This is a genomic window from Mycobacterium sp. E1747 (genome assembly GCF_001667775.1).
GTDB lineage: Bacteria > Actinomycetota > Actinomycetes > Mycobacteriales > Mycobacteriaceae > Mycobacterium.
The window spans coordinates 1-12,181 of record NZ_LZJI01000042.1 but is presented as its reverse complement, the minus strand read 5'-3'; the positions used below and the strand labels follow the sequence as shown (position 1 = coordinate 12,181).

Below are 12,181 nucleotides of genomic sequence, written 5' to 3'. Positions count from 1 at the left end.
ACTCGCAGGCCGAAGATGGCTGGCGGCTAGCGCCCGGTGAAGGTTTCGCGCAGCCGGCTGAACAGGCCGCCGCCGGCGTGCGTCGAGCGGACCTCGGGCACGTCGCGGCTGCGCCGGGCCTTCAGCTCACGCAGCAGTTCGGTGTCGTTGTGGTCCAGGCGGGTGGGCACGACCACCTCGACGTGCACGTGTAGGTCGCCCCGGGTGCCCGACCGCAGGTGCGGCATCCCGCGGCCCCGCAGCGTGATGACCGAATTCGGTTGCGTGCCGGGCGGAATGGTGACCTCGCTGATGCCGTCCAGGATGGCGTCGATGGTGACCGTGGCCCCCAGCGCCGCGTCGACCATCGGCACCGACACCGTGCAGTGCAGGTCATCGCCTTCGCGTACGAAGACATCGTGGGCCTGCTCGTGGACCTCGACGTACAAGTCACCGGCCGGGCCTCCCCCGGGCCCCACCTCGCCCTGGGCGGCGAGCCGAACCCGCATGCCGTCGCCGACCCCGGCGGGGATCTTGACGCTGATCTCGCGGCGGGCACGGACCCGGCCGTCGCCCATGCACTGGTGGCAGGGATCGGGGATGACGACGCCGACGCCGCGGCAGGTGGGACAGGGCCGGGAGGTCATCACCTGGCCGAGCAGCGACCGCTGCACCGTTTGGACCTCGCCGCGGCCGCCGCATGTGTCGCACGGGACCGGCACCGAGTCGCCGTTGGTGCCCTTGCCCTGGCAGCGGTCACACAACACCGCGGTGTCGACGGTGACCTGCTTGGTCACCCCAGTGGCGCACTCTTCGAGGTCGAGCCGCATCCGCAGCAGCGAGTCCGAGCCGGGACGCACCCGCCCGATCGGACCGCGCGAGGTGGCGCCGCCGCTGAAGCCGCCACCGAAGAACGCTTCGAACACATCGCCCAGGCCGCCGAAACCGCCGCCGAAGCCGCCGCCCGCGGCGGCGTTTTCCATCGGGTCGCCGCCCAGGTCGACGATGCGTCGCTTCTCCGGGTCGCTGAGCACCTCGTAGGCGACGCTGATCTCCTTGAACTTCGCCTGCGCGGCCTCATCCGGGTTCACGTCGGGATGCAGTTCGCGCGCCAGCTTGCGGTACGCGCGCTTGATCTCCGCATCGCTGGCGTTTCTGCTCACCCCGAGCAGCCCGTAGTAGTCGCGTGCCACGCCTGACTCTCCTAAACCTGGTCCTTATCCCGCGCCTGCGCCAGCCGGGGGTGCGCGTTCATCGAGCACCCAGGACTTCGCCGATATAAAGGGCAACCGCGGCGACGTTGGCGATAGTTCCCGGATAGTCCATCCGGGTGGGCCCCAGCACACCCATTCCGCCGAACACGGTGTCGGAGGTGCCGTAGGCGGTGGTCACCATCGAGGTGCCTGCCATTTGCTCGGCGGCCGTCTCATGGCCGATACGCACCGTCACCTTACCGGCTTCCTGCTGGGCCGCCAGCAACCGCAGCACCACCACCTGCTCCTCGAGTGCCTCGAGGATCGAACGCAGCGAGCCGCCGAAATCGGCGGCGTTGCGCGTCAGGTTGGCCGTGCCGCCCATCAGCAAGCGTTCTTCGGTGTGTTCCACCAACGACTCCAGCAACACCGTCGCCGAGCGGCCGACGGCGTCGCCCAGGCCGTCCGGGGCCCGGAGTTGCCCGGCCAGGTCGGCCACCGCGATCGAGGCCGCCGAGAGCTTCTTGCCGATCAACGCCTGGCCGAGCATCTCCCGAAGCTGGGACAGCTGGTGATCGTCGATGACGTCGCCGAGTTCGACGACGCGCTGATCCACCCGGCCGGTGTCGGTGATGACCACCATCAGCAGGCGGGCCGGCGTCAGCGCGATCACTTCCAGGTGGCGCACGGTGGACGACGTCAGCGTCGGGTACTGCACGACGGCCACCTGGCGGGTCAGCTGGGCCAGCAGCCGCACCGCCCGGCGCAGCACGTCGTCCAGGTCGACACCGGACTCCAGGAAGCTCAAGATCGCGCTGCGCTCGGCGGAGGACAGCGGCTTGACGTCGTGGAGCCGGTCGACGAACTCGCGGTAACCCTTCTCCGTGGGCACGCGCCCGGAACTGGTGTGCGGCTGGGCGATGTAACCCTCGGCCTCCAGCACCGCCATGTCGTTGCGGACGGTCGCGGACGAGACGCCCAAGTTATGGCGCTCCACCAACGTCTTGGAACCGATGGGCTCCTTAGTGGCAACGAAATCGGCGACGATGGCACGCAACACCTCGAAACGCCGATCATCGGCACTTCCCACTCGTTGTCACCTCCTGCACCGCGCTGACCGGGTCCATTTTACGGGTCCCGAGCCGCGCTAACGGCTACCCGCGGGCGGGCGGCCGCGGGAGGCAGGCGGCGCCCGTAGCGATTACGGGCGCCTCGGTGCCGCCGACGCATCTTGCGGTTAGCCTGTCCAGCATGAACCGGTCGGGTGAGGGCAACGCGTCGGGGAAGATCGGGCCATGATTTTCAAGGGCGTGCGCGACGGCAAGCCGTACCCCGAACATGGGCTGTCGTACCGGGACTGGGCCCAGATTCCGCCGCAGCAGATCCGGCTCGACGAATTGGTCACCACGACGACGGTGCTCGCTTTGGACCGCCTGTTGTCGGAGGACTCCACGTTTTACGGCGACCTGTTTCCGCACGCGGTGCGGTGGAAAGGCGTCACCTACCTCGAAGACGGCCTGCACCGGGCGGTCCGCGCCGCACTGCGGAACCGCACGGTGCTGCATGCGCGGGTGTTCGACATGGACATGGCGCCGGGGCCGCCGAGGTAGCCGGTCACGTTTGCGCGCCACCCGGTGTCGACTTAGTGAGGACGTTGGTTCACGCCGCAACTTGCTAGGAGGATCCCCATGTCCCGGTTGCCAGGAGTATCCGACCGTGACGCCGGCCTGGGCGCCAAAATCGCCTTCTTCTTCACCAAGCGCAAGCTGGCCCAGATGACCGGGCTCGAAACGGCCGGGATGCTGGAACCGCTGCGAATGTATGCGCACATCCCCCGGCTGCTCAACGCGTACGGCAGGCTCGAGCAGGCCGAGTCGAAGCTGGACGTCCTGAGCCCCCGCGACCGCGCGCTCGCCGAGCTTAAGGCGGCGACGACGGTGCGCTGCGAGTACTGCATCGACCTCGGCTCGCAGATCGCTCGTCGGTGGGGCATCACCGACGAGGAACTGCTCGCGATGGCCGACTACCGGAACGCCGCGTGCTTCTCCGAAGTCGACAAGCTGATCCTCGACTACGCCACCGCGATCAGCCGCACCCCCGTCGACGTCAGCGATGAGCTTTTCGAGGCACTGCGCGCGCATTTCGACGCCGCCCAACTCGTCGGGCTGACCCACGTCATCACGCTGGGCAACCTGCGGGCCCGCTTCAACCTCGCCCTCGGGATCGGCTCGTCCGGCTTTTCGGGCGACCGGGTCTGTGCCCTGCCCGCGATACCCGGTGGCACGTGACCGTGGATGCGTCGGTGACGGCGCAGTTCGAGGCGGTGCGGCCGCAGCTCGGTGCCATCGCCTACCGCATGCTGGGCTCGATCGACGACGCCCAGGACGCCGTGCAGGAGGCGTGGCTGCGGCTGAGCGGGAGCCCGGCCGACGGTATCGCCAACCTGGATGCCTGGTTGACCACCGTGGTGGCCCGCATCTGCTTGAACATGCTGCGCGACCGCCGGGCCAGGGGCAGAGAGGAACTGGCCGCCGTCTTGCCCGACCCGATCGTGGAAGCCGACGGCGAGTTCGACCCCGAACACCGCGCGATGCTGGCCGACGCGGTCGGGCTGGCGTTGTTCGTGGTGCTGGATACCTTGCCGCCGGAGCAGCGCCTGGCGTTCGTTCTGCACGACGCGTTCGCCGTGCCGTTCGACCAGATCGCGCCGATCGTCGGCCGCACCCCGGAGGCCACCCGCAAGCTGGCCAGCCGGGCGCGCCGGCGCATCGAAGAGGCCGACCCGGCCCCCGACGGGGACATGACCGCGCAGCGGGAGGCCGTCGACGCGTTCTTCGCGGCGGGCCGCAGCGGCGACTTCGACCGCCTGGTGGCGGTGCTGCACCCCGACGTGGTGCTGCGCGGCGACTTCGGCCGGGGCGCCGCCGGCTTCCGCGCCGAGGGTGCGCCCGCGGTGGCCAAGCTGGCCCGTGGCTACGCGGGCCCCGACCGCGAGGTGCGGGCCGCGACGGTCAACGGGGCGGCCGGCGCGGTGATCTTCGTCGCCGGGCGGGCCACGGCGATCATGGGATTCGTCGTGCGCGACGGCCTGGTGGCGTCGATCGACGTGCTGGCCGACCCCGTCCGCATCGCCAAGTCAGACCTGGACGCGGTCGGCTCCGATCACTGACCGGCGGCCTGCAGCAACTCCATCGCCGACGCCCGCGACAGCACCCAGCCGCCCTGGTTGACGAACGTGATGTTCTGCGTGACCGGCGAGGTCAGCTTCGGACCGGAGACCGCGACGTCAGCGGTGACCGAACCGGCCGCGGCCGGCTGGATGTTGGTGACGCCGAAAGACAGGGGCAGGTCGCCGTTCTTGGCCGCCTTCTGCAGTTTCTTGTCGGCGACGTGCGCCTCGATCCCGCTGATGCCGCCTTGAACCAGGTTGCTCTTGCTGGAAAAGGAGGTGCTCGGGTCGGCCAGGCTGTTCAGCACCCCGGTCAACTGGTCGGCGGTCGGCAGGTCGGCGGCCGCAAACGGGGCCGGATCCTGCGGTAACGGCGCGCCGATCGAGGCCAGCCGCACCTGATCCATCGAAGGCGCGATGGAGACCGCGCCGGCGGCCGCACCCCCGATGACGGCGAAGGCTGCCGCGCTGGTGGCGAGCAACTTGACGGTTTTCATGGTTCCCCCTTCGACGGGCGCGCCTGTGAAACGGGTCCACGCATCTGGCGTGGTATCAGCGCGCCTGTTACTCCTGTCGTTTCGCCTCTCGGCACGGCTACGTTACGGCCACGCCATGTGAAGACAACAGGCGGAACCTGTGCCCCAGCTGTGTGGCGGCCCAGAAACCGGGCCGGCTAGTTCGTCGCTGTCGCCGCCTGGATCAGGGCGATGGCGGCGTCATGCTGTAGGACCCAGTTGCCGCCTTGATTGACGAACACCAGGTGCTTTTCCACCGGGCCGGCGAACTTCGGACCCGAGATGGCCACGTCCGCCTGGGCCATGTTCGGGCCGGCCGGCGCGATGTTCGTCACGGCGAACGTCTCGGGAAAGTTGCCGTTGCGGTAGGCCTTGCGCAGATCGTGATCGGCAACGTGGCCCTCGTCGGGGGTGATGCCGTTCTCGACCAGATTGTTCTTGGTCGTGTACGAGACGCCCGGATTGGTCGCCTGGTCGCACAGGGTGGACAACTGCTCCGGGGTCGGCAGGGCGCCCGGCGCCGGCGGCGGCGGTGGCGGGTCCTGCGGCAACGGCGCACCGAAGGCGGCCAGTCCCACCTCGTTCGTGGGCGCCGCGACGAAAGCGCCACCGGCGGCTCCCCCTACGACGGCGAACGCCGCCACGCCGGTGGCAATACTCTTGATGGTTTTCACGGTTCCCCCTTCGATACGCGTGCACCATGGCGGGACTCGACGATTCTGTTCCCACACGGTTCCGCGTGACCACGGTGTAGTACGTGTAAGTGTGCCTGGTGTGACCGGCAATTGTGTCTCGCGCCGGTCACGGTACGGCGACGCTACGGCCGCGCACCGCCGCCCGTTACGTGCGTCGCTCGATCGACTCCTGGAGGCTCTTCGGCCGGATGTCCGTCCAGTTCTGTTCGATGTACTCCAGGCACTCCGCCCGGGTCGCCTCGCCGTAGACCACTCGCCACCCCGCCGGTTTGTCGGCGAAGCTCGGCCACAGGCTGTGCTGTTCCTCGTCGTTGACGAGGACGAAGAAGGTGCCGTTCTCGTCATCGAAGGGGTTGATGCTCATCGCGTCTCCTTGTAGTCGTGTGTCTGGACGGGCCGACCGAACCCACCGTGGATCCCAATACCCGATCTGACAACAATCCCAAGCAACTGAGGTTGGGAAATCCTGGCCCCTGCGTCAAACCGGAGAGGTTCGGCAGGAACAACTTGGGTGTGACGTCGGTGACGGCCAGGTCGTAGCCGATCGCTTCCTGCAGGCGGTCGGCGGTCAGCGGTCCGCCCAGGCCGAGCTCCAGCAGGTCCAGCACGTCCTGGCCGAACAACGACGTGAACCACAGCGAGTCGGCGCCGGAACCGTCGATGACGAGGTCGAAACCGTGCACCGTCTCGAGGTTTTCACTGCCCCGGTTGGTGGACAGGGTCAGCCGGATCTGCCCGTCGCGACCCACCGCGTGGGCCACCCGGCCCCGCAAGTGGCGGATGCGGTCGTCGGCCAGCAGGGCCTCCTGCACGTTCGCCGAGAACACGCCGCGGTCGGTACGGGCCAGCGCGTCGCGGCGTTCGGCCAGCGTCAGTGCGCTCCAGTCGGTGGGATCGGAGAACAGCGAGTTCTCGAAGAAGCTCTCCCCCCGGGTGAACAGCGTCACCTGCGGGGAGATGACGGTGATGGTCGAAACCCGGTGCCGGAACAGCTCGTTGAGCATCGACGCTGCGGTCTCGCCGCCGCCGATCACCGCCACCCGCTCGGCGCTGATCCGGTCGTGGCCCGCGGCGCGGTCCCAGAACTGGGCGATCGACAACATGCGCGGGTTGCCGGGCAGCAGGGACTTCTCGGCCTGGCCGGGCCCGGTGATCATCAGGGCATCGGCTTGCACGGTCGTCTCGTGGGTCTGCAGGGTCCACTGGTCGCCGTTGACGGCCAGCCGTTCGACCTCACCGTGCACCACGTTGAGGCCGATCTGGTCGGCCACCCAGCCCAGGTACTGGCTCCACTTGCGATGGGTCGGCGCCGGACGGCCGCGGTCGATCCATTCGGCGAACGACGCCGTGCCGATCAGATAGGACTGCCAGCTATAGCGCGTCATCCGCTCGTCGAGTTCGGCGTTGCGGCGGGGCACCAGCGCCGAGCGGTACGGGAACCCGACATCCTTCTCCGGGCTGGTGCCCAGCCGGTGCGCCCCGTCGGTCCAACCCCCGCTCGCCTGCCAGTTGGCCGCGACGCCGATGCGTTCGACGGCGATCACCTCGGGGGCATCGACGCCCATCTCCCGCAACGCGGACGCCTTGGCCGCGACCGCGACCGCCTTGGCTCCCGCGCCGAGGATCGCAAGTGTGCTCATCTGGCCATCTCCCGCAGCGAATCGATCCAAAGGTGTTGCAGCACCGCCATATCGGCGTCACTGAGAATGTCGGGCAGCGTGCGCCATTGCGCGGCCAGCACCTGTTGCCCGTCGAAGGTCAGCATGGCGGCCACGATGGTGAGCTCGTGGCGGACCGCGAGATCCGGTTCGGGCTGCGGCGACACCCCGGCCAGCAGCTCGCGCTCCAACGTCAGCGCGGTGCCGCCATGGGCGTGGACGGCGCCGAGGTAGTTCAGCAGGAGCTGTGGCTGGCGCAGCGGGGCGAGTCGCTCGGCGGTGTCGGCACGCAGGTAGCGCAGCAACCCGTAGTCCAGCCCGTCGCCGGGGATCGCCGCCAGCAGCTCCCCCACGTTTCGCGGATCGGCCGACGCCACCCGCAGGGGGTAAATGGAGCTCAGCAGCCCGACGGTGTCGCCGGTGTCGATGGTGTGCACGCCCGGATCGTCGACGAAAGCGTCGGCGCGCCCGTGTGTTTCGAGTGCCAGCAGCGGCGGTGGCGTGGCCTGACCGCGGGACAATCGCCACCGCGTCACCGTCGCCGCGGTGGCGGCGATCAGCAGGTCCGGCATCGGTAGGCCCGACTCGAGCAGCCTGCGGGTGACGTCGGCGTCGGTGGCGACCATGCGGACGTTGAGATCGCGGGCGCGGTCCTGGCGCGGATCCACCCGTCGCGCGCCCAACTCGGGATCATCGCCATCGGACTGGGCGGCCCAGAACTGCACTGTTTCCAGGCGGTGGGCGCGCTTGATCAGCGCGGCGGTCCAGCGCCGGTAGGTGGTGTGCTCGCGGATCGGCGCGGGCGGGTGCCCGGTGGTCAGAGCCGTTAGCGCGGCATCCAATTCGCCGAGGACCACCCGCCAGGACGCCGGATCCATCGCCAGGACGTGGGCGGCCAACAGCAGGACGCTCGGCCCAGTCGGCGGGCGAAGCCATACCGCGGCCAGCATCGTCCCCCGCTCCGGGTCGAGGCGGTCGACGGCCCGCGCGGCCTGAGCGGGGATGACCGCCTGTAGATCGTCGGAAACCACAATCTCGTCGATGAGCCGGGTGCGAGCGTCCGCTGCCGGAACCAGGGTCTTGGCGGCCCGGTCCAGGCGGGCGCGCAACACCGCGTGGCCGTTGACGATGCCCGCGAGCGCGGCGTCCAGTTGCCCGCGGGAGATGTTGGCGGGCAGCCGGATGGCCTCGGTCTGCGCCAGCCGGCGCGGCTCCCCGAATTCGTACAGCCAGCGGCCGTTGGGCAATACCGGCATGGGCGCGGTGTCATCGTCGACATCACTTGCGGCGGAGGTCGTTTCGGAGTCAATCGCCTCCGCCAACTCGCGGACGTTGGCGCATTCGAGGACGAGCCTGGCGCGCAGCGGAATTCCCCGCGCCCGGGCCGCCTGCACCACCGAGAGCGCCGTGATGCTGTCGAGTCCCAGCTGCAGGAAGTCCGCGGAGACGTCGACTCGCGGTTGATGGAGAATCTCCGAAAGAAGTTCGGCCAGTGCGGCTTCGGTCGGTGTGGCGGGCTCGGCCTCGGCCGGCCCCGCCTCGGCGGCATCGAGGGCGCTGAGCGCGGCCTCGTCCAGTTTTCCGTTGACCGTCAACGGGATTTCGTCGACCGTGACGATGCGCTGCGGAATCATGTAGCGCGGCAGGCGCGATCCCAGCATGCCGCGCAGCTCGACGGCCGAGGGGGGGTGCGGCACGGCGTCGGCGGCGACCACGTAGGCGGTCAGCCGCGCGCCCCCCTGATTACGGCGCACCAGAACGCCCGCGTGCTGGATACCGGGATGCGATTCGAGCGCGGCCGCGATCTCGCGCGGCTCGACGCGGTAGCCGCGGATCTTGACCTGAGCGTCGGCGCGGCCCACGTACCCCAGGGAGCCGTCGACACCGCGCCGCACCAAATCGCCCGTCCGGTACATGCGTTCGCCGGTCGCGAACGGATCGGCGACGAACCGCTGGCTGGTCTCGCCGGCACGGCCGAGATAACCGCGGGCCAGTTGGGCGCCGGCCAGATACAGCTCGCCGGTCGCCCCGCACGGCACCGGTCGCAGCGCGGAGTCCAGCACGTAGCCGCGGGTGTGCAGGGTGGGCCGCCCGATCGACGGCTCGTCATGTTCGACGATCGCGGCGACCACCGCCTCGACCGTGCTTTCGGTGGGGCCATAGCAGTTGTAGGCCGTCATGCCCGTGCGCGCGCACTCGGCACGGATCAGGTTCCAGGCGGGCTTGCCGAGTGCTTCCCCACCTAGCGCCAGCACCGCGAGCGGTACCGTGCTCAGCAAACCGCAGGCCGTCAGTTGGGCGAACATCGAAGGGGTGGTGTCGATCATGTCGATGCCGTGCTCGGCGATCACCTCGACCAGCGCCTCGGCATCGGTCTGGGTGTGCTCGTCCACGACGTGCACGGCGTGGCCGTCGAGCAGCGCGACCAACGGCTGCCAGGCGGCGTCGAATGCGAACGACCACGCGTGCGCGACGCGCAGCGGCCGGCCCAGCCGGGCGGCCGCGGGTCGCAGCACGTGGTCCAGGTGGTCGTCGGCATAGGCGCCCACCGCCGCGTGAGTTCCGATGACGCCCTTGGGTTCTCCCGTGGTGCCCGAGGTGAAGACGACGTAGGCGGCCTGGCCGGGCGACACATCGACCGGATGGAAGTCGGCGCCCGGCCGTTCGCCAGATGCCGGGGGCTCCTCGTCGATCACGATCGCGGCGCCGGATTGACGCAGGATCGATTCCACTCGTTCCGGTGGGGTCCCCGGCTCCATCGGCACGCACGTGCCGCCGGCCTTGAGCACGGCGAGCATCGCGACGATGTAGTGCGGCCCGCGGGGAAGCCGGATGGCCACCGGGGTTTCGGACCGCACCCCGCGGTCGGCGAGGCGGGCGGCCAAACCGTTGGCGAGGGCGTCCAGTTCGCGGTAGCTCAGCGTGCCGCCCGCCCAGGCGACTGCGAGGCCGTCCGGGGTCTTGGCGACGACTTCGGCGAACCTCGTGTGGATGCCGACCGCCGACGGAGGGCGCGGGGCCGGAGTGCGCGCCGGGGTCGCCTCGTCCTCGAAGAGAACGCTGACCTGGCGCAGCGGCCGCTCCCACCCCTGCAGCAGCCGTTCGGCCGCGGTGAGCACCCGTCGGCCGAAGGCCGCGGCGGGGACGGCGCCCAGCGCACCGTCGATCACTTCGACCAGCACCACCAGTTCGCCGGCATCGATGTGTGCGGCGACGGTGATCGGGAAGTGCGAGAGGGTTTGCAGGGCGGATGGCCGGAATGTCGCACCGCCGGCGGTCAATTCGGCGCCCGCGGTCAGCCCGTCCAGGGGGAAGTTCTCGTAGACCAGCAGGGTGTCGAACATCTCCCCGACGCCGCCGAGCGTACGCAGTTGGGCATGCCCGAGGTAGCCGTGCTCACGCAGCAGCGCGGCGTCGCGTTGCACCGCTCGGCATTGCTCGCCGACGCTCGCGGCGGGGTCGAGCCGCACCCGCATGGGAACGGTGTTGATGAACAGCCCGATCATGGTCTCCACGCCGGTCAGTTCGGGTGGCCTCCCGGACACCGTGACCCCGAAGACCACGTCGTGGGTGTCGGTCAGCCTGGACAGCACCAATGCCCACGCCATTTGCATCGCGGTGTTGACGGTGATGCCGCGGGACCGGGTCTCGTTCACCAGCCGCGCGGTGGCCGCGGCCGACAGCCGCAGTTCGGTGGTGCGGGGCAGCGCGGTGCGCCGGCCCTCCGCCGAGCCGAGCGCCGCCGAGAGCAGGGTGGGGCCTGCAAGGCCGGCCAGGTGCTCGCGCCAGACCCGTTGACTGGCTTCCAGATCGCGGCTCGCCAGCCAGCCGATGTAGTCACGGTACGGCCGCGGCCCGGCAGGCAGCGCGGCCAGGTCGCCGCCGGCCTGGTACAGGATCATCATCTCGTTGACGAACACCGGCATCGACCAGCCGTCGATCACGATGTGGTGGGCGGTGAGCACCAAACGCCATCGAGCACAAGGGATTTCGATGAGCAGGAAGCGGATGGCCGGACCGCGTTCCAGGTCGAATGGGCGTCGGCGTTCACCGGCCTCCAACGCCTGCACATCCTCGGCTGCCGCGGCGACGCTACGCCAGGGCAGGTCGACCCGGGACGGCACGATCTGCACCGGGCGGGCGATCCCCCGGCTGAAGAAGCTGGCGCGCAGGTTGGGGTGTCGCTCCAACATCTTTGTCGCGCAGTCACGTAACAGCGCGACGTCGAGAGCACCGGTGATATCGGCGGCCATGCCGATCACGTATGGATCGTCGGCCTCACCGTCGGTGAATTCGGCAAGCGTGGTCAGCGAATACAAGCCCTCTTGCAGCGGGCTCAGCGCCATCACGTCCTCGACGTCGAGCGCGACGTCCTTGGTGGCCGTCATGGCGTACCGTCGCGTGACGACGACCACAGCTGCGTCACCGCGGCCAAGTCGTCGGCCGAGAGGCCGGACGTGCTCATCGGCTCGAACCGGGCATCGGCGTGATCGGTGTCGTTCTGTCCGTCGAGAGCGGCCGCCAGCTGCTGCACCGTCGGGTTCTCGAAGATCATCCGTGGGCTGACCGCCAGGCCGGCGGCCCGCGCCCGCGAGGCGAGCTGGACCGACAGGATGCTGTCCCCGCCCAGGGCGAAGAAATCGTCGAAGCGGCCCACCTCGGGCGTCGACAGCAGTTCGGCGAACACCTTGGCCAGCGCCCGCTCGGTGTCGGTGCGCGACGGCTCCGTCTGTCCGCCGGTGGCGACCGCGGGCCGCGGCAGCCCGGGGCGATTCAGCTTGCCCGAATCCGTCTTGGGAAGCGCATCCAGGACGGTCAACGATGACGGGATCATATAGCCGGGCAGCGTCGCGCCGATCGCGGCGCGCACCTGGGAGGTGCACGGCGGCACCTCGTTGGCCGGATACGTTGTGCCGCAACGCCCGATGGCCGGCGACGCCGAGAAGGCATCCTTCGCATCGGAGGTGCGCGC

At 69.6% G+C, this 12,181-nt stretch carries 11 protein-coding genes; 3 read left to right on the top strand and 8 right to left on the bottom strand.

Features of this window, described 5'->3' with window-relative positions:
- Positions 1-26: 26 nt before the first annotated feature.
- Positions 27-1,172, bottom strand: a complete 1,146-nt coding sequence (gene dnaJ / locus A5695_RS03600; RefSeq protein WP_068078271.1) for a molecular chaperone DnaJ — start codon at positions 1,170-1,172, stop codon at positions 27-29.
- Between the two features lie 58 nt (positions 1,173-1,230).
- Positions 1,231-2,262, bottom strand: coding sequence for a heat-inducible transcriptional repressor HrcA (hrcA, locus tag A5695_RS03595; RefSeq protein WP_068078268.1), 1,032 nt, complete (start codon positions 2,260-2,262; stop codon positions 1,231-1,233).
- 205 nt (positions 2,263-2,467) lie between these two features.
- On the opposite strand from hrcA, the gene A5695_RS03590 reads away from it, so the two are divergent.
- The 3 genes from A5695_RS03590 (at position 2,468) to A5695_RS03580 (ending at position 4,341) form a co-directional block, all read left to right on the top strand.
- Complete coding sequence (locus tag A5695_RS03590; protein WP_068078265.1) at positions 2,468-2,782, top strand: type II toxin-antitoxin system VapB family antitoxin; 315 nt, start codon at positions 2,468-2,470, stop codon at positions 2,780-2,782.
- 78 nt (positions 2,783-2,860) lie between these two features.
- Positions 2,861-3,460 (top strand): carboxymuconolactone decarboxylase family protein, encoded by a 600-nt coding sequence (locus A5695_RS03585; protein WP_068078262.1) that lies wholly within the window; start codon positions 2,861-2,863, stop codon positions 3,458-3,460.
- Positions 3,457-4,341, top strand: a complete 885-nt coding sequence (locus A5695_RS03580; protein ID WP_068078259.1) for a sigma-70 family RNA polymerase sigma factor — start codon at positions 3,457-3,459, stop codon at positions 4,339-4,341. Before A5695_RS03585 ends, A5695_RS03580 begins: the two co-directional genes overlap by 4 nt.
- On the opposite strand, the gene A5695_RS03575 is transcribed toward A5695_RS03580, so the two are convergent.
- From A5695_RS03575 to A5695_RS03550, 6 genes are all read right to left on the bottom strand, one after another.
- Positions 4,335-4,838 carry a hypothetical protein gene (locus A5695_RS03575; RefSeq protein ID WP_068078252.1) on the bottom strand — a complete coding sequence of 168 codons (504 nt, stop codon included), beginning with the start codon at positions 4,836-4,838 and terminating at the stop codon, positions 4,335-4,337. The two genes, A5695_RS03580 and A5695_RS03575, sit on opposite strands and share 7 nt — an antisense overlap.
- 176 nt (positions 4,839-5,014) lie before the next feature.
- Positions 5,015-5,530 (bottom strand): hypothetical protein, encoded by a 516-nt coding sequence (locus A5695_RS03570; protein ID WP_068078249.1) that lies wholly within the window; start codon positions 5,528-5,530, stop codon positions 5,015-5,017.
- A 166-nt stretch (positions 5,531-5,696) separates the two neighbouring features.
- Positions 5,697-5,915: an MbtH family protein gene (locus A5695_RS03565; RefSeq protein WP_068078247.1), complete on the bottom strand. Its 219-nt coding sequence runs from the start codon at positions 5,913-5,915 to the stop codon at positions 5,697-5,699.
- Positions 5,893-7,191 carry an NADPH-dependent L-lysine N(6)-monooxygenase MbtG gene (mbtG, locus tag A5695_RS03560; protein WP_068078245.1) on the bottom strand — a complete coding sequence of 433 codons (1,299 nt, stop codon included), beginning with the start codon at positions 7,189-7,191 and terminating at the stop codon, positions 5,893-5,895. Before mbtG ends, A5695_RS03565 begins: the two co-directional genes overlap by 23 nt.
- Positions 7,188-11,597: a non-ribosomal peptide synthetase gene (locus A5695_RS03555; protein ID WP_068078335.1), complete on the bottom strand. Its 4,410-nt coding sequence runs from the start codon at positions 11,595-11,597 to the stop codon at positions 7,188-7,190. The genes mbtG and A5695_RS03555 overlap by 4 nt, the downstream gene beginning before the upstream one ends.
- Positions 11,594-12,181: phosphopantetheine-binding protein (locus A5695_RS03550; protein WP_156749443.1), on the bottom strand; the 588-nt coding region annotated here is incomplete at its 5' end. The genes A5695_RS03550 and A5695_RS03555, both read right to left, overlap by 4 nt.

Coding starts and splice junctions, on each gene's coding strand:
- A5695_RS03590 (WP_068078265.1), top strand. CDS start 2,468: ATGATTTTCAAGGGCGTGCGCGACGGCAAGCCGTACCCCGAACATGGG.
- mbtG (WP_068078245.1), bottom strand. CDS start 7,191: ATGAGCACACTTGCGATCCTCGGCGCGGGAGCCAAGGCGGTCGCGGTC.
- A5695_RS03575 (WP_068078252.1), bottom strand. CDS start 4,838: ATGAAAACCGTCAAGTTGCTCGCCACCAGCGCGGCAGCCTTCGCCGTC.
- A5695_RS03555 (WP_068078335.1), bottom strand. CDS start 11,597: ATGACGGCCACCAAGGACGTCGCGCTCGACGTCGAGGACGTGATGGCG.
- A5695_RS03565 (WP_068078247.1), bottom strand. CDS start 5,915: ATGAGCATCAACCCCTTCGATGACGAGAACGGCACCTTCTTCGTCCTC.
- A5695_RS03585 (WP_068078262.1), top strand. CDS start 2,861: ATGTCCCGGTTGCCAGGAGTATCCGACCGTGACGCCGGCCTGGGCGCC.